The following is a 16,150-nucleotide window of genomic DNA, read 5'->3' on the forward strand; positions in this document are numbered from 1 at the left end:
GCGGACGCCCCTGAGTACTGGCACCGCCTGCGCGAGATGGCTCAACTTGTCGCGGAGTCCCCACATGTAGCCACCAAATGAGATGACCTCTAAGAACCCCTAACGGAAAGCCGCCGTGCCGCCCTCCGCTTCCTGGCGGCTCGGTCCGGCCGCGTATGCCAGCAGAGGGGTGATTGCCTGGGCATCCGCTCCCTCGCCGCCCCATGGAACGGCCAGTGGTCGCCCGTCGAAGACGGGCGGCCGCATGCGCCGTACAAGTCGCGGCCGCCCCGCAGCGGCGGCCCCGGGATCTCCCAGCGGCCGCGCATGCACTCCCGCCCCGCTCGAGGTCCGAGCACACCGCGTCCCAACCGCGGGCCCGGTCTCGCGGGTCGAACCGGTGGTCGCGTAGTCCGCCCGGGGTGTGGTCCACCGCGCTGAGGAACGAAAAGCGAGGGAGGAGTTCGGCGACGTGGTTGTCGTAGAGCGCGTTGCTCTTCACGGTATCGGCCGTCCGCAACACCGGATGGAGCTGAGCTCAAGCTCCGTCCGGTGCAGACGCGGATCATCACGGTGGCCGTCATCTGGGCCGCCTGCCGGCTCTCAGGAAGCTGTCTTCTTACCGCACTTGCTCGCTGCTCCGTCGCCGGGCGCATGGTGCCCGGCGCGTCGTCGGTAGGTCAGCCAGATGCCCAGCACTGCGAGGGCGCTCGCCGGCCAGGTCGAGATGCTCAGTGGGCCGGCGAGCAGCGGGTCGACGAGGTGGCCTGAGACGTCGTGGGTCAGCGGCAGTGCGAACTCGTTGAGTGACAGGTGCGCTGCGACGGCGGCCCACACCGACCCGGTGGACAGCCGGACGGTGGCGATCACTGTTCCGAGCAGCATGGCGGTCACTATGGCGACGGGTATGCCCAGCAGTACCGGGTGGCCGGGGTAGCTTCCGCCGAGCGCGGTCATCGGGACGTGCCACGCCCCCCAGATCGCGCCGCCGATCAGTAGGCCGCGGATCTTGCCATGGCGTAACAGCTGGGGCAGCAGGTAGCCCTGCCAGCCGAGTTCCTCGCCGAAGTACAGGGGAATGGACACCAGCGCGCTCAGCACGAGCGGCGTGATCGTGGCGGGCCCGGGCAGATGCGCGGGGGTGTACCAGCCGGCGAGCGTGGCCACGGTCAGGCCGGCGGCGGTGAGGGCGAGCGGGATCGTGAGCGCGATCGCGACGGAGTGGGCTTCGTGTCGCCATGGTGTGGTCCTGGCGAGTCCGAGGACACGCACGGCCTTGCGGGGCCCTCGGTGGCGCGCGGTGAGAGCGAAGGCGGTCAGCGCCGGCACCAGCATCATGAGGATCATGCACAGCGCCGCGAGCCACGGCGTCCCCTGCGTGGCGCTTGTCCGACGGAAGCCGTCGAGCCAGAGTGGGATCATGGTGATCCACGCACCGGCAAAGCTGATCGCCAGGAAGGGGACGAGACCGGGGGGCGAGCCTTCCGGGGTGTTCGTTGGTTTCATGGCCGTGACGCTACGAACGGCAGGGTCACCGGGGCGATCGTGCACGCTCACCAGCCAATGGTGTAGCGGGCTCCACTGCGCCGGGAAGCCGAGAAGGGGAAGACTGGCCGCCGTGAATGAGTTATCAATGGCGCGAGTGAGCGCGGCACGTTCGGCCCATGCCGCCGCATACTGCGCGATCGCGTTCGTCCGCGGATTGACCCTGGTCGTTCTGGTGCCCGTGCTGATGTACTCGGCCGTGCTCTGCCTGGTCGGTGTGGGTCTGCTCGTACTACCGCTCGAGCTCCGGCTGCTGCGCTGGCTGGCCGACGGCGAACGCGGTCGGCTGCAACGATGGACGGCAAGCACGGCACCGGCCGGACCGCACGCGCGAAGGCGCCTGATGGCAGTGCTGTCGGACCCGGCGACCGGCCGCGACCTGCGCTGGGCGCCCTGCATGATGGTCGCCGGCACCGTGCTCGGGTTCATCGGCGCGGCGCTGTTGCTGTTCCCGGCGGCCGTGCTCGTGCTCGTCGGCCTGTGGTGGCTGTTCCCCGCGGACGAGCCGGTCAGGCTGATGCTGGACGTCCCGGTCGACAGCTGGGGATCCGCGGTCTACGCCGGAGTGCCTCAGTTCTTGCTGAGCGTGCTGCTGGCCCTGTTCGGCCCGCCCCTGCTGGCCAGGCTGGACGCGTCTGTGAGCCGGTGGCTGCTCGCCCCCTCGGACGCCACGATCCTCGCCGAGCGGGTATCGACGCTGGACCGGACGCGCACTGGGGCGATCAACGCGCACGGCAACGAACTGCGCCGCATCGAACGAGACTTGCACGACGGAACCCAGGCGCGGCTGGTGTCCCTTGCCATGCAACTCGGGCTCGCCGAGCGGACGCTCGGCTCCGACCCTGCGGCGGTGGGCCCGCTGCTGGCCCGGGCACGGGAGGGCGCCGAGGAGGCGATGGCCGAGCTGCGCGACGTGCTGCGCTCCGTCTACCCGCCGATCCTCGCCGACCGGGGCCTCGCCGGCGCGGTCTCGGCGGTCGCCGCCCGCTGCCCGATACCCGCCACCGTGGAACTCGGCGAACTCGGCGACGTACCGGCGCAGGCGGAGGTCGCGGTGTACTTCGCCATCACCGAGGCGCTCACCAACGCGGCCAAGCACGGCCACGCCGGTTCCGTGTCGGTCACCCTGGCCAGGGCCGGCGGCACCGTCCGCGCGGAGATCACCGACGACGGCCGAGGCGGAGCAGTCGAGGGCCGCGGCACCGGGTTGCGCGGCATGCGGCAGCGCGTGGAGGCAGTTGACGGCGTATTGCAGGTGCAGAGCCCACCCGGCGGGCCCACAGTGATCACCGTGGAGTGCCCGTGCGAATCCTGATCGCCGAGGACAACGCACTGCTCGCGCAGGGACTTTCCGCGATGCTGGAGGCTCTGGGGAACGAGGTGCTCGCCACGACCGAGAACGCCGAATCCTTCGTGATGGCCGCTGTCGCCCACCGGCCGGACGTGGCCGTAGTGGACGTCCGCCTCCCCCCGTCCTTCACCGACGAGGGCATCAGGGCCGCGCTGCGCGCCAGGGAACGTATCCCTGGCCTCCCGATCCTGGTGCTCTCCCAGTACGTCGAGGACACCTACGCCCGAGAGCTACTCGCTGATGGCACCGGCGTCGGCTACCTGCTCAAGGACCGAGTCGCCCGCGTCGACGATTTTCTTGAGGCGCTGCACCGGGTGGCGGCCGGCGGCACGGCGCTGGACCCTGACGTGGTCCGGCAACTGCTCGTGACGCGCCGCAACCCCCTGGCCCGGCTCACCGAGCGCGAACGCGAAGTGCTCGCGATGATGGCTCAGGGATACGGGAACTCTGAGATCGCCGATCGTCTCGTGGTTACTGAGCGGGCCGTGCACAAGCACGTCGGGAACATTTTCGTGAAGCTCGACCTCCCACCTGAGGACAGCGGCCACCGGCGCGTCCTCGCAGTTCTCACCTACCTCGGCGCCCCTCAGCGCGAATCCTGACGGCCGGGATCAGCAGAGCCGTCTTGTCACCATTCCGTCGAGGGCCGCACTCGTCAGCCTGTTGCGGAGCCGTGCGCGTCGGCTGGAGGAGCGCGCAGGCGGTTGCGCAGGTCGGCGATATTCTCGGCAAGTCGGGCCGCGAGCAGTACGTTCAGACGCTTGAGGCGGGTGAGGGTGATTGCGCGCAGGCGGTCCGGTGGGATGCGGTCGAGGACGTCGAGGGCGCGTTGCGCGGCGGCGCCGGACGGCTGGTCGGAGGCCTCTGTGGACCGAAAGCCGACGGCGTGCCCCACCATCATGTAGGCCTCGGTGAGAATCGTCGGGTGGTAGCTGGAGTTCCGTCGGTGTCTCGGCGAGACGGCTGAGTGCCTGGAGCTGATCCGGTGTAATGGCAGCGAAGGGTTTTCCGGGAGAAGCGGGGCTCCTGTCAGCGTGCATCTTGTCAGCCGCTCACTGCACAGCGTCAGCGTGGGCTTCCGTCTGCCGATTCTCGTCCTCAAGTCGGCGGGCCCGAGAGGATCCCGTGACCAGCGGATTTCCCGATTCGCCGGTCACGAACTTGACCTTGACACGGTGACAAGGTTTTCACTTGGGCGCAGGAGGTGGTCCCGATCAACACGACCGACGTAACCCCGCAGAACACCCGTGTGACCAACGCCCTGGGCGCCGAGGACTCGTCGGTCCGGCTTCAGACGGCCCTGGCGGTCGGCTCGAACCCCGACCCTGGGGTCCTGGGGATGCTCGTCGAGCGGTGCGCGGTCGAGCCGGACTTCTTCGTACGAGACATGCTGTCCTGGGCGCTGACCCGCCTCCCACCGGAGATCACCTTGGCCCGGATCCGCCAGGAGCTCGACTCCGGGCGTACCCAGGCCCGCAGCCAGGCGCTGCACACACTCTCCAAGATCGGCGACAAGAGCGCGTGGGCCTGGATCACCCGCGACATGCTGCGGGACGCCGACGACGAGGTCGCGCGGACCGCGTGGCGCGTCGCGGTCGTCCTCGTGCCCGAGGACGAGGAGAAGGACCTGGCCGACGAACTGGTTCTGCAACTCGGCCGCGGCGACCGCACTGTGCAGCTGAGTCTGAGCCGGGCCTTGGTCGACCTCGGGGACGTGATCAAGCCCGCCCTGGAGAGGGCCGCGGAGAGCTCCGACCCGGCGGTGGCCGCGCACGCCCGTGCCACCGAGCTGCTCCGGCAGAACCCGGAGACCGGTTTCGACGCGGCCCTCGACGAGGCGAAGCGCGTGGTCGCACTCGGCCCTGAACGAGCTGCTGCCGCCGCCGCAGCTGCGTCGGCAGGCACCGAGACCTCGGAGACCGCCGAGCCCGCGGAGACGACCGAGCCGATGGAGGCCGCGAAGGCTGCAGAGGCCTCGGAGGGCACGGATTGCTGATCGGCGATGTGGCCCGCCGCTCCGGGGTGAGCACCCGGATGCTCCGGCACTACGACGCCCTGGGGTTGGTGCGGCCCACGGGCCGCACTGTCGGTGGCTACCGCGAGTACTCCGCCGAGGATGTCCGCAGGATCTTCCACGTGGAGAGCCTGCGGTCCCTCGGGCTCTCGCTCAAGCAGATCGGGCGCGTGCTGGAGGACCCGGCCTTCACGCCGTCCGCCCTGGTCAGCGACCTCATCCGGCGGACGGAGGACCGCCTGGCCCAGGAACAGGAGCTGCTCGAGCGGCTCCGTGCGATCGACGCGTCGGCGCCCACCGACTGGCAGGAAGTGCTGCGCATCGTCGAACTCATGCGGGAACTCAACTCGACCAGCGCCGCGCGCAGACAACAGGCCGTCCTGGCCCGGCCGGAGGACGTGGCGGTACCCGCCGAACTGCTGGCCGGGGCGGTCCTGACCGAATCCGACCCGCACGTCGCAGGCGCCCTTCGCTGGGCGCTCGCCCGATCGGGCGGCGACGGCGTGGCGACGCTGCGCGCCGGCATGCACTCGGAGGACGCCGACATCCGGCGGCGCGCGGTGCTGGCGATCGCCGAGATGCCCGAGGCTCCGGGTGCTACCGCGGTGCTCGCGGACGCCCTCGGGGACCCGGACACGACGGTGCGCAGGCACGCTGCTCTGGTTCTGGGCAGGCAGGGCGTGGCCGCGGCCGTGCCCACACTCGTCAGCATGGTGGTAGAGGGCTCCCACGACGTGGACGCGGCGGAGGTTCTGGGAACGCTGTCCCTGGACCCCGGGTACACGGACCGGATCACGACCGCCCTGATCGGTGAACTGGCCGCGCCCACAGCGGACTCCGCGACGCGGATCCGCATTACCCAGGCGCTGGTCGAACTCGCGGGCACCACCGCGCAGGAGATCCTGCGGCAACTGGCCCACGACGACGACAGCGCTGTCGCCCTCGTCGCCTCGGCCCTTGTCGGAGTTCTCAAGGAGCAGTCCCTAGAAGACCAGGCTGACGAGCATTCCTGAAAGCGCGATCTGAACGAGGCACCAGCCATGGCCTCTCAAGGCGCTTGACGACAGGCTCGCCTGGAAGGCAGACGGTGTCACGGGCACAGCTGGACGGCAGTGTGCGCACACCGCAGGTGCGTCCCTCACAGGCCGGGCCCTGATCGCACGTTGTTGTCGAAGACTTCCTCGACGGCGACTCGGCGGTCCGCCCTTGAGCGAGGACCGGGACCTCGAGGACGAATCGGCGAGAGCGGCACAGGTGAGGTGGTTGTGGTCGCGGATCGAGGGGGGAGACGCAGTTGGCCTGACACCCCAGGCAGAGGGACCGGCGCCCTACAGCAGTCCTCCCAGCGGCAGGACGCGCTCGGTGAGCTGTCCGCGCAACCGGTCTCCGGTGGTGTCGGCTTCGGCGAGCCAGTCGGCGGCGACCAGCAGTTCGGCGTGTTCGGCGATGTGGTCCGCAGGCAGGGCGGTGAACGCGGCGACCTGGTCCAGGAGCAGCCCGCCGTCCTCGGCGTGGCCGAGCCGTCCGTCGGGGCGGGTGTGGGCGGCGGTGTACAGGGCCAGGAGCCGGGCGGCCGCGGTGGCCTTTTTCTTGCGGACCTTCCGGTCACCCACGGCTTTCTGTGCCCAGCCGGAGATCCTCGCCCGGGTGGTCTTGCCGAAGGTGAACGGGCGGGGCTGCTCGGGCAGCAGCGTGGGGACGATGACCGCGACGGGGTCCTCGGAACGGGAGGCCATCACCTCGGCGACGGTGCCGGGCAGGCGCAGCCAGTCGGCCTCGACCAGCTGCTGAAGCACCCGCTCGGCATCGCCTGGGAGCCAGCCGCTGAGGTCCTGGCCGGTGACGTTCCCGCTGCCGGCGCGCGCGGCCCGCAGGGTGAGCATGAGCACCGCCAGGCGCACCTCGGCTTCCGGGTGCGGGGCGTGTGCTTGGACGTAGTCCAGTACGGTGCGGGCGTGCACGGCCTGTTGCCGGGTCAGCAGCCGTTCCACTACCGGCCCGTCGTCGTTCGCCGCGTCGCCGGTGGGCCGGCCACCACGGTTGGCGTGCATCTCGCGGGTGGTCTGCGCGGCCTTCCCGGCCCGGTGCGCCTCGTGACGCAGGGAGCCGTCGCCGCTGACGTCGGCCCACAGGCTGAAGGCGCGGGCCTTGCGCTCGTGGAGGGCGGCGAGGAGGGCGAGGTCGGGTTCGGTGCACTGCTGGTAGGCGCGGAAGGCGTCCCCGAGCTCGATGAGCTCCAGGCGCAGGACGTCGGGCTCGAGGTCGTGCGGCACGATCCGCTGCGCGATCTTCCCCCACCGCTTTGCCCGCCGGGACGGCCCGGCGGGTGAGACGGCGCGGGTTCGAGGGACCGATGCGGGGGCGGTGGCCGGGGAGGATGAAGCACCGGCGGGCGAGGGGCCGTGGTCGGAGAAGACCGCTGTCACACCGTTCCCCGCCGTGCCGCCGACCCGCTCCTGCTCCGTGGCCGGCGTTTGCGTCGCCTGGTCCGTGGCGGCCGGGGTGGTGCGGGCCGGCGGCACAGCGGTGTCCAGGACGCGGCAGTCGGGGGTGGCGGCCGCGCACCGCACGCACATCTCCGCGATCCTCCACAGCCTTCCGGCACGGTCTGCGTACACGGTCAGGGCCACCGGGCCGCCGCACCGCACTGTCCCCGCCGCCGGCCGCGTGCCGCCGTGCGGTCCGGCGGTGGGGTCGGAGGTGTGCCAGGCGCAGTCGGCGGCGCGGCAGGCGCACCACGCCCCGCCGTGTGGCCCACCGCCCGCGCGGATGTGGGCCAGGTGCAGGTTGACGTGTTCGACCGCGGCCTTGCGTCCCGCGGCGGCGCCGCCGGGGAATCGCTGATCGGGGCAGGCGGGGCGGGAGCAGGAGAGCCGGACTGTGCCGGCGGAAGGGCGGCCGTAGGGGTCCAGGCGCACCGTCCACACTCGTCCCGCGACGCGCTCCTGCTGTGTGCCGGCCTCCACCGCCATGTGCGTACCTTCCAGCGTTGCTCGATCCGATACCCCGGGCGGTTCCCATCATCGGGGATGCCGGCCGATCAGCCGCTGCAGAGCGGAAGATTCAGCCCGGCGCGCCCTGCTCGCACCGCAGAAGATCAGGATTCGGCTGGATCCGATTACGCCGGGTGGCTGGCTCGGCTTGGTAGTGCGTCGAGACGAAGCACCGGTCGAAGTGAGCGGGATCGTTCTCGTGGTGTTCAAGCGTTCGGAGAAGGCGGCGCGGCTGCTGTAGGAGGCGGCGGCCACCAGGCCGGCGCGGTTCCTGGGAGCGGAGCGGCATCGCGGCTCGGTCCTGTACCGGTGGGGCACCCAGCTCGGGGAGATCGTGCTCGCGCACACGGTGCGCGGCGAGATGGGGATGACGTTCCCCAGCCATGATCTGCTGCGCGAGCTGGCCGAAGACGCCGCGTCCCTGGCCGTGGTCGAGCCCGACTACTGGCTACCGAAAGACCCGGGACCTCTCCGCATTTTGAACAGCCGTCAATTTCCCTAACTGGCCGTTCTCTATCCGTTCGTGTGCTCGGTGTGGTTCGAACGGCGTCCTGGATCGGGTGAGTTGGTCGACGTGCAGGCATGAAGGAAGGGCCTCTTGGTAGCTCGCGGTTGTCGAATCCAGCGAGAAGCAAGAGGCCCTGTTGTCGAAGTGTCGCGTGGCTGTGGTTGCCGGGTCCAGTGGGTCCACTCCTGGGTGTGACTGTCTCGCCCATCGGTTCGGGAACGCGGCCGACCGGCCGGAGCGTCGGCCCCGGTACGGCTCGGACATGAGCGATGCCGAGTGGGCACTGGTGCGGGATCTGTTGCCGGACTGCTCGTCGCACTGTCACTACATGCGGCGCGGGCACCCGTTGGTGGGACGACCCGTCCAAGACCGTCCCACGCATGCCGCACCCCCGCTACACTCCCCACCATCACGCCGTTGACCAGGGGAAATACAGAAGTCCGGCTGGAGTACTAATGGACGAGTCCTCCCCGCCGACGCGGGGGTGTTCCGCCGTCATCTACGCCCTCACCCCCCTCGCCATGGTCCTCCCCGCCGACGCGGGGGTGTTCCGCGGACGCGGCTGGAATCGACGGCTACCGTGCGGTCCTCCCTGTCGGCGTACTTGTGAAAATGGCTCTGTCCGCAGTTCCGTGAATGATGTTGGAGCCGCGGCAGGCTGCCGCCGAATCGGTCTCACCTCTCGATCGCGCTGCCGAAGTGGCACGTCGTCTGCCTAGCCATCGGCCCGATGTTTCCCCCGTCACGGTGTGCGGTGCAGGCTGCTTGACGCCTTGTGGTGCCGGAGCGGTAGCGCGGGCGGGCGCCGGATTACCGATGAGGCGTTTACCTTCGGCAGGATGGGCGCATGACCGAGATCCGCACACCCCGTCTCCTCCTCCGCAGCTGGCATGACGACGACCTCGTGCCGATGGCGGACATCAACGCGGACCCACGGGTCATGCGCTGGATCGACGACGGCTCGGTGCGCGACCTGGCCCACACGGCCGAGGCCGTCGAGCGATGGGAGGAGGGGTGGGACGACGAGGGCTTCGGGCTCTTCGCGGTCGAGTTGCTGGCCTCGGGCGAACTGATTGGCTTCACGGGACTGTCCGTGCCCGAGTTCCTGCCGGAGGTGATGCCCGCCGTGGCGATCGGCTGGCGGCTCGGCTCACAGTTCTGGGGCCAGGGATATGCGTCCGAAGCCGCGCACGCCACGCTGGAGTTCGCGCTTCAGGACCGCGGCCTGGACCGCGTCATTAGCATCAGCCGGGTGGGGGACAACGCCTCCGAGAACATCATCCGCAAGCTCGGCATGGTGCCCGAGCGGGAGACGGTACACCCGGTGTACGGCTACCCTCTGCGCGTTCACGCCATCGATCTCACTGAGTTCCAGGCGTGAATCGGCCGAACCGTCGATCATCGCAAGACAGCCGACAAATGTCCCTACGTCCCCGAGGGCGTTGATCGCGACGGTACGGACACCGAGGACGGATGGCGTCTTCCCGTCGCTGACCTGCGCCTTCACGGAACTGCGGGTGGGGTTGCCGGTCAGCCCAGCGAGGCGCTCGCCGCACGTAGTTCGTCCAGGGCCGCCAGGGTGTACCCGGCGAGCTCGTCCTTGCCGTCACGGTCGCCCTCGGACCATTGGGCGAACCCCCGTTTGAAGGCGAGGACGCCCAGCTCGCCCGCTAGAGCCGCGGTCGGATCGGGTATGCCTCGGGCCACCAGAGCGGTCGTCATCGCGGCTGCGAGGCTGACGCTCTTGAGGGCGTCACGCTCCTGAAGTTCGGCGCTGGCGGCGACGGCCGCCTTCAGGCGAGGAGCGAGCTCGCGGTTCATGGGACCCATCGCGCTCGCGGCGCGCTCGAGACCGGCGGCGACCGCCTCGAGCGGGCTGGCGTCACCGGGCGCCTCGGCGATCCCCTCGGTCAGCAGTCGGCTCAGCGTCTCCTGTCCGGCCACCAGCAGCTCGCGCTTGTCGGGGAAGTGCCGGAAGAAGGTGCTCTTTGTGACTCCGGCGCGCTCGGCGATCTGCGCGACTGTCGTGGCGTCGTAGCCCTGCTCGGTGAACAGATCGACGGCAGCCACGACGAGGCGTTCGCGTGCGCCTGGTTGGCCCAGGCCGGTGATGACGGTGTGCCGGGAGGTGCGGGGGTCGGGGACGCCGGCGGTGTTGGCGAGGTGCGCCTGGAGTCGGCTGACTCGCTCCAGGGGCGGGCGGATGGCCATCCCGTAGACAAGTTCGTCGGTGCGGTTGCGTTCTTCGAGGCTGTGCAGCAGGGCCAGGCGGGCCTCTTAGAGGCGGCGTTCGGTGAGGGCGTTGAAGTAGCGGGCGGCGCAGGGGATGGCGACGGTGGTGGTCAGGCAGCGGGTGTCGACGCGGGAGCGGGGGTCGATGAGCGCGGCTTCGCCGACCAGTTCGCCGGCCGCCCGGAACCGGGTGATGGTGGGGATGCCGGGGCCGGTGCCCAGCGGGTAGCGGTCCTGGCGTACGACGCCCTCGAGGAGGATGTACACGTAGGGGTTGTCCGCGCCCATGGGCAGCAGTTCGTCGCGGGTGAAGGTGCGGCTGCGCAGGCCGGTCTGCAGCAGCGCGTGCCAGGTCTCGGCCGGCAGGCGGTGCAGGAAGCTTCCCTCGGGCTTGCCTTCGTGGGCGTGCAGGAGGTCGGTGGGCCGGGAGATGTCGAAGGCGGGAGGCATGGTCACTCCCCCGCCGCGGCCCGGCGGGCGGGGCGCGCGTCCGCGTAGGCGCCCTGGAGGGCGCGGTGGTGACGGCCCCTCAGGGTGGGCACGGTGTGGTGGCCGGGAGGGTAGGCCGGCACAGCGCCGTGAGAGCGGGCGATGCTCATCGTCTTCGTCCTTATGCGGTTGATCGGCCTGGGACCCCGCTGTGTCAGCGGGGTCCCAGGTGGTGGGTCCGTCGCCTCTCCGGGAGGTAGTACGTGCCCGGTGGTGTGGGCCGGGCGGGTGGAGATGACGTTGCATCGGCATCACGCTACCGCTCGCCATGAGCCGAGAGCTAGTCGCGTTTCCGAAGGCGCCGCGGGAACGATTCGCGCCACGTTGATCCCCTACCTGCGGGGGATTATGACGACCTGGCCGGGAGCGGAATCTATAAAACTGCTCTATCAATTTTCAGGAATCCCCGCATTTGGCATGCAGATATTCATGCGCAGACCTCAAAGCTACCTCCGGGCAAGGTCCGTGGGGCCTGCATGTAAACCGGCAGCAAAAACGGGAGGCCCCGGGGCACCACCCCCGGAACCTCCCGGAAAGGGTCCGGACCCACCAGGATCAGACCGGTGTCCAGTAAACACTATGGACCGCGTTAAGGTCACTCCCGATCCGGCGCCCTGTGGTCTCTACCGCTCCAACTAGCAGCGGAAACCCCCCACCTGCGGGGTTTTGACAGGGGCAGCACACCCTCGCCCAGCCCGTCAAGGCGGCGCTCCGCGACTCCGGAACCTTCGTCCCTTTTGTGCACCCGAGAGCGAGACGCACCCACCCTCCGAAGGCCGTGAGAGCGCTATCAAATGATAATCAACGCTCAAGAGTCAACAGATCCGGTCAAGGGGCGCCCGACCCGGTGCCGCCCAGTCGGTCACAGGTGCGATCATCGCATGGATACCCTGACCCGCCGTGATTGGCCTCTCAACAATCCACGGGCAGGCATCAGGGGAAATGCAAGGCGCATAGAAAATGAATCTCCCTCTCGCCCGCGACGGGATATCGAACACCAATCGGTGACCCAAGCGGCCATACATCCGAATGTCGACTGATCCACATTGTTGCCCGCCTCCTTCCGTTCGCCGGCAGCCACCCAGAACAGCCCGTGCACCCACAGCTGAAGCTCAGCTTTTGCCACGCCAGTTCCGTTGCACGGCAGACCAGTTGACGTCGGAAACTGCACGAACATGGTTGATCGAGCACAGAGAATGATCATATGAGCACAGCGGGTAACTTGCGTCACACTGCACGCCATCTGACCGCCAGCGTGCGCTCTCCGTGCATCCGGAGCGCCCCATGCCCCACCCCGTGCGCGGACCCTGCAACACGCTCCGGAGCACGCCGCCCCCGCTCCCCGGATCCTGGAACCGCCGCCACCAGGCGCCCGGGCCGTCAGACGTCCGGGACACGGCCGCCACCGCCGGAACATCAGCCCCGGATGTCGCCGTGGCCCGGGCGAAGCGGCGGGCCTCCCCCGCCGAGCCGGTGACCTGCCGCAGCTACAGCACGCCACCGGCTCCATGTGCGTCCGGGCAGGTACAGGCGCCGCCGGCCCGCCCGGTCAAGCACGGCGTCGCGGACCGGCCCCACGAGCCCCTCGGCCGGCACCACCCTCGCCGCCCCAGCCCGCACGAGGACGACATACAGGTGCACCACCGTCATCTGCGACGCAAACAGCTCCACCAGCTGCGTGTCCGCAACCGGTGCGGGCGGCTGGCTCTGTTCATGAGTCATGCCGTCACCTGTGCACGGGGGCGGGGAGGCGCCCAGATCCCCGGTCGGGTGATGTTCACGAGTTCCGGCGTCACCGGGGTGCTTGCCACGGGAGCCTCAGTGTGCGCGCGTCCGCGGACCATGCCTCGCGGGGGAAGTGTCGGTGACCGCGGTCAGGACAGCAGCAACACGGCGCCGGCGGCAGCCATGACCGCGGTGGTGCCGCCGTGGATGCCGTAGTACGCCTTGGCGGGTCCGCCGCTGATCGGCTTGGGCGGACTCGGCATCTCCATCGTCGCCCTGTTCAGCTCATCTGACCCGCAGCGTCTGTCAGGGCGCAACGAGCCTGGTCCGGGTCAGACCTCAATGAGGTGATACTCGGATGGGGTGGGTGGCCGGTCCTGGCCACCCACCCCATCCACCGTCTCAGGCGGCCCCATCACATCTCGACTTCGCACCCCGCGACCTCGATCTGCGGCTCCGGCCGCTCCACCACCGCGGGCTCGTCCCGGCGGGCGCGTTCGGCTTCTTCCATCTGCTGGGTCTGCTCGCGGTCGGCCAGAATCTCCGTCGCCCTGAGCAGCGATCCGGACGGCCTGCTGCAGCTCCTCGCCAGGGTCGACCTGCTGCGGCAGCGCGGCCGGCTGGATCGCCGAGTGCGTCGCGGCGGTCATGTCAGTCGAGCACGGAGAAGTCGAGTCCGACCAGGACGTCGTCGACGGAGGCGTCCTCGCGCTCGTGCAGGTGCTCCCGGAGCTCCCGCCAGAAGCCGGACCAGCCGTGAAAGATGGGGTTAAGCATCTCGTTCATCAGTTCGATGCGATCGGGGACATCGCTGAAGCCTTCGGTGTCGACGGTGGCCAGGCGGAACTGCTCCAGCTCCATGACCAGGTCTAACACCTCCTTGGAGGACTTGCCGCTGCGCCGGGCGACGAGCGGGATGCCGATCTGCACCCGCGAGTCGACCAGCATGGCCAGCAGCTGCCGGGCGGCCTTGGTCACCTGGGCCAGGGTGTCCGCGATCTCGTTGACGACCTGGACGTTCCAGGACTGGCCTTCCGCGTCGTCCATCGGGCAGAAGCGCGCGAGCGTGCGGCAGTGGACCACGGCATTACGCCGCGTCAGGTCCTCGAACTCCTCCTCGGCGGCCTGCCAGGCCCGGCGGAAGCGGTCCTCGTGGTCGCGCTTCATCTGCTCCAGGAACTCCACCGAATACTCGGCGCGGCTTGTCTCGTCGTCGATGCGCCGGTGGTGGTTGCGACACAGCAGCACCAGGTTGCTGAAGTCGCGCAGCTGGTCCTTGTTTTCGGCGAAGACGGCGTCGTAGCGGGCGCTGCCTTCCTCTGCGCCCCGGATATGGGCGATCTCGCCGATCCATGCTCCGTCGTCCGCGGTGAGCCGCTCCCGGCAGCCAGCCCACGCGCACTCGTTGCCGCTGAACAGCAGCAGGTCCCGGGTGGTGCCGGCCCGCGGGTCCCGGCGGTTCTTCTCGGTCGTCTTCTTCGTCGCCACCGGCGGTGTTCCCCCAGCTCTACGACCCGGTGTCATGTCCGGGGTTGTCGCGTCGGATAACGTGAGCTTATCCGAGCGATCACCCGCAGGCCCTGGTCCCGTTAAGGCAACAACCACGTTGATCCCCGGCGGCGCGTGCTACCGGGGCACCATGGGCGGCCGTTACCCCGCCCAGACGATGTCCAGGACGTACAGGTGTCGTGCACGCGGTGATCCAGTACAGGACCGTCAGAGGTCCGACGCTGCCCTGACGCAGGTCCTCGCCCTCGACGTCGGTGGGGTCCCACTGGGGCCAGCTCCACGGCGCTCGGGAGGCGATGTCCAGGACGTCACGCGTCATCTCCTGCACGTCCGGCGGGAGTTCCGCCAGCGTCTTGGAGGCGTGCGAGGAGAGCCGGGCGGACCAGGCGCCGGGAGTCATCCGCGAGCCCCGATGACATCCTCGAGGGAGACGCCGTCGGAAGTATCGCAGCCGCTCGCGAGGAACGCGGCGACGGCGGGCGCGGTGTCCAGGCGGCCGGTCCACTCGCGGACGACCGCGTGCAGCGGGGTGAGGTCGTAGGTCTGCTGGGCCTGCTGCAGGGCGTGGTTCCAGTCGCGCTCGAACGCCGGCGTCCAGTGCTCGGCACGGGCGTGCTGGCGGATGCGCTCACGCAGCTTGGCGGCGGCCGCCGGGGCGGGCGGCGGAGCGGGCTGATGGACGGGCTGTGCGCTCATGGGTGTGGTCCTCCTCGTGGGTTGAGTGTGCTGCCCTGCGGTGGCCCGGGTCGAGAGCGCGGGGCAGGTGGTCTCCGTCCACAGATCGGCTGTACGGGCTTGTGAGGGCCGATTCCTCGCCCGGCTGATCATTTGACGCGGCGTCGGAGGACCGGCCTTGAGGGGGCGCTCAGAGGGTGCGCGGGGCTAGAACAGCGCACCCCCGGTCTCCGCGGCGACCTGTGCGGAGGCTGTTGCGACGTTGCCGTGCCACTCGGCGTCGCGCTGGGCGCGTGCCTGGTCGGCTTGAGTCCGGCAGCGACCGCACAGCCCGAGGGTCTGCACCACGCGCCCGCAGGGCCTGCCTCCGTGGCCCGGGCACGTGCCGTCATCGGTCGGGGCAGCCTCGATCGAGGCCCGGAACATCGTCAGACCGAGGCTGACGTCCGTCGCATTCCAACGGCAGCACAGCAGGTCACAGACCCACCCTGACCGCAAAGGAGCTGCAGCATCGAACAAGATCCGTTTGCAGACGGACCCTGGAGCGGTCCCGGCCAATGGGTAGGATTTCGGCCACCCGCCCCACAACCCTTGTACGTGGTGAGCTCGCGGGCCAAGTGTGAGGACGGGCGATTTTGGCCGAACGGATAATCGCGGGCCGGTACCAACTGAAAAAGTTGCTGGGCCGCGGCGGGATGGGCGAGGTGTGGGCGGCACTCGATACCGTGATCCGGCGTCACGTCGCGGTCAAGGTGCTCCACCCATCCGGAGGTGACGAGGGGACCGACCTGTTTCTCCGCGAGGCACGCACGGCCGGCGGCCTGAACCACCCCGGCGTGGTCACCATTTACGATCTCGGCCAGGATTCCGACGGCACCTTCTATCTCGTCATGGAGTTGCTGCAGGGACGGGATCTGTCGGCCGTCCTGCGTCACGAAGGCCCGCCAGCCCTCACGGACGCGATCGACTGGGCCGCGCAGACCGCTGACGCTCTGGCCGCCGCCCATGCGGCCAGGATCGTGCACCGCGACCTCAAGCCAGCCAACCTCATGCTCACCCTTACCGGCACCATCAAGATCCTCGACTTCGGCATCGCCCGCTACACCTCGACCGTCACCCAGGCCAGCCGC

At 69.6% G+C, this 16,150-nt stretch carries 14 protein-coding genes and 1 pseudogene; 7 read left to right on the top strand and 8 right to left on the bottom strand.

Going from position 1 to position 16,150, the window contains the following annotated elements; all coding sequences use genetic code 11:
• Positions 1-582 precede the first annotated feature (582 nt).
• Positions 583-1,485 (bottom strand): type II CAAX endopeptidase family protein, encoded by a 903-nt coding sequence (locus tag ACH45E_RS43855; protein WP_361458145.1) that lies wholly within the window; start codon positions 1,483-1,485, stop codon positions 583-585.
• 136 nt (positions 1,486-1,621) lie between these two features.
• Between ACH45E_RS43855 and ACH45E_RS43860 the strand changes: the two genes are divergently transcribed.
• Positions 1,622-2,839, top strand: coding sequence for a sensor histidine kinase (locus ACH45E_RS43860; protein WP_361458148.1), 1,218 nt, complete (start codon positions 1,622-1,624; stop codon positions 2,837-2,839).
• A complete protein-coding gene (locus ACH45E_RS43865) occupies positions 2,827-3,477 on the top strand; it encodes a response regulator transcription factor (RefSeq protein ID WP_361458151.1) in 651 nt (216 codons plus the stop codon). Before ACH45E_RS43860 ends, ACH45E_RS43865 begins: the two co-directional genes overlap by 13 nt.
• A 53-nt stretch (positions 3,478-3,530) precedes the next feature.
• Here the strand turns inward: ACH45E_RS43865 and ACH45E_RS43870 are convergent, their stop codons facing one another.
• Positions 3,531-3,776, bottom strand: a complete 246-nt coding sequence (locus tag ACH45E_RS43870; protein WP_361458154.1) for a hypothetical protein — start codon at positions 3,774-3,776, stop codon at positions 3,531-3,533.
• 348 nt (positions 3,777-4,124) lie between these two features.
• Here ACH45E_RS43870 and ACH45E_RS43875 point away from each other — a divergent pair, with 348 nt between their 5' ends.
• A complete protein-coding gene (locus tag ACH45E_RS43875) occupies positions 4,125-4,871 on the top strand; it encodes a HEAT repeat domain-containing protein (RefSeq protein ID WP_361458157.1) in 747 nt (248 codons plus the stop codon).
• Positions 4,865-5,902 carry a MerR family transcriptional regulator gene (locus ACH45E_RS43880; protein ID WP_361458160.1) on the top strand — a complete coding sequence of 346 codons (1,038 nt, stop codon included), beginning with the start codon at positions 4,865-4,867 and terminating at the stop codon, positions 5,900-5,902. Before ACH45E_RS43875 ends, ACH45E_RS43880 begins: the two co-directional genes overlap by 7 nt.
• Positions 5,903-6,217: 315 nt before the next feature.
• Here the strand turns inward: ACH45E_RS43880 and ACH45E_RS43885 are convergent, their stop codons facing one another.
• Positions 6,218-7,861: a hypothetical protein gene (locus tag ACH45E_RS43885; protein WP_361458163.1), complete on the bottom strand. Its 1,644-nt coding sequence runs from the start codon at positions 7,859-7,861 to the stop codon at positions 6,218-6,220.
• 355 nt (positions 7,862-8,216) lie between these two features.
• Here ACH45E_RS43885 and ACH45E_RS43890 point away from each other — a divergent pair, with 355 nt between their 5' ends.
• Both ACH45E_RS43890 and ACH45E_RS43895 read left to right on the top strand, forming a co-directional pair.
• A complete protein-coding gene (locus ACH45E_RS43890; RefSeq protein WP_361458166.1) occupies positions 8,217-8,384 on the top strand; it encodes a hypothetical protein in 168 nt (55 codons plus the stop codon).
• Between the two features lie 853 nt (positions 8,385-9,237).
• Entirely contained in the window at positions 9,238-9,771 is a 534-nt protein-coding gene (locus ACH45E_RS43895; RefSeq protein WP_361458169.1) for a GNAT family N-acetyltransferase, read from the top strand.
• A 149-nt stretch (positions 9,772-9,920) separates the two neighbouring features.
• Here the strand turns inward: ACH45E_RS43895 and ACH45E_RS43900 are convergent, their stop codons facing one another.
• From ACH45E_RS43900 to ACH45E_RS43920, 5 genes are all read right to left on the bottom strand, one after another.
• The gene (locus ACH45E_RS43900) at positions 9,921-10,601 is read right to left on the bottom strand and encodes a helix-turn-helix domain-containing protein (protein ID WP_361458172.1); all 681 of its coding nucleotides are present in this window, start codon (positions 10,599-10,601) and stop codon (positions 9,921-9,923) included.
• Positions 10,602-10,667: 66 nt separating this feature from the next.
• Complete coding sequence (locus ACH45E_RS43905) at positions 10,668-11,072, bottom strand: hypothetical protein (protein ID WP_361458175.1); 405 nt, start codon at positions 11,070-11,072, stop codon at positions 10,668-10,670.
• 2 nt (positions 11,073-11,074) lie between these two features.
• On the bottom strand, positions 11,075-11,221 hold the full coding sequence (locus ACH45E_RS43910) for a hypothetical protein (RefSeq protein ID WP_361458178.1): 147 nt from the start codon (positions 11,219-11,221) through the stop codon (positions 11,075-11,077).
• A 2,266-nt stretch (positions 11,222-13,487) separates the two neighbouring features.
• Positions 13,488-14,324 (bottom strand): HNH endonuclease, encoded by an 837-nt coding sequence (locus ACH45E_RS43915; RefSeq protein ID WP_361458296.1) that lies wholly within the window; start codon positions 14,322-14,324, stop codon positions 13,488-13,490.
• A gap of 417 nt (positions 14,325-14,741) precedes the next feature.
• Positions 14,742-15,041, bottom strand: a complete 300-nt coding sequence (locus tag ACH45E_RS43920) for a DUF6247 family protein (protein ID WP_399042780.1) — start codon at positions 15,039-15,041, stop codon at positions 14,742-14,744.
• 614 nt (positions 15,042-15,655) lie between these two features.
• On the opposite strand from ACH45E_RS43920, the pseudogene ACH45E_RS43925 reads away from it, so the two are divergent.
• Positions 15,656-16,150, top strand: a pseudogene (locus ACH45E_RS43925) (serine/threonine-protein kinase); the annotation flags it as partial.

The organism is Streptomyces sp. NPDC020299, assembly GCF_044387825.1.
Lineage (GTDB): Bacteria > Actinomycetota > Actinomycetes > Streptomycetales > Streptomycetaceae > Streptomyces.

What these genes read in the sequence shown, in the direction of transcription:
- ACH45E_RS43900 (WP_361458172.1), bottom strand. Translation starts at nt 10,601, where the DNA reads ATGGCCATCCGCCCGCCCCTGGAGCGAGTCAGCCGACTCCAGGCGCAC.
- ACH45E_RS43905 (WP_361458175.1), bottom strand. Translation starts at nt 11,072, where the DNA reads ATGCCTCCCGCCTTCGACATCTCCCGGCCCACCGACCTCCTGCACGCC.
- ACH45E_RS43910 (WP_361458178.1), bottom strand. Translation starts at nt 11,221, where the DNA reads ATGAGCATCGCCCGCTCTCACGGCGCTGTGCCGGCCTACCCTCCCGGC.
- ACH45E_RS43855 (WP_361458145.1), bottom strand. Translation starts at nt 1,485, where the DNA reads ATGAAACCAACGAACACCCCGGAAGGCTCGCCCCCCGGTCTCGTCCCC.
- ACH45E_RS43885 (WP_361458163.1), bottom strand. Translation starts at nt 7,861, where the DNA reads ATGGCGGTGGAGGCCGGCACACAGCAGGAGCGCGTCGCGGGACGAGTG.
- ACH45E_RS43870 (WP_361458154.1), bottom strand. Translation starts at nt 3,776, where the DNA reads ATGATGGTGGGGCACGCCGTCGGCTTTCGGTCCACAGAGGCCTCCGAC.
- ACH45E_RS43920 (WP_399042780.1), bottom strand. Translation starts at nt 15,041, where the DNA reads ATGAGCGCACAGCCCGTCCATCAGCCCGCTCCGCCGCCCGCCCCGGCG.
- ACH45E_RS43895 (WP_361458169.1), top strand. Translation starts at nt 9,238, where the DNA reads ATGACCGAGATCCGCACACCCCGTCTCCTCCTCCGCAGCTGGCATGAC.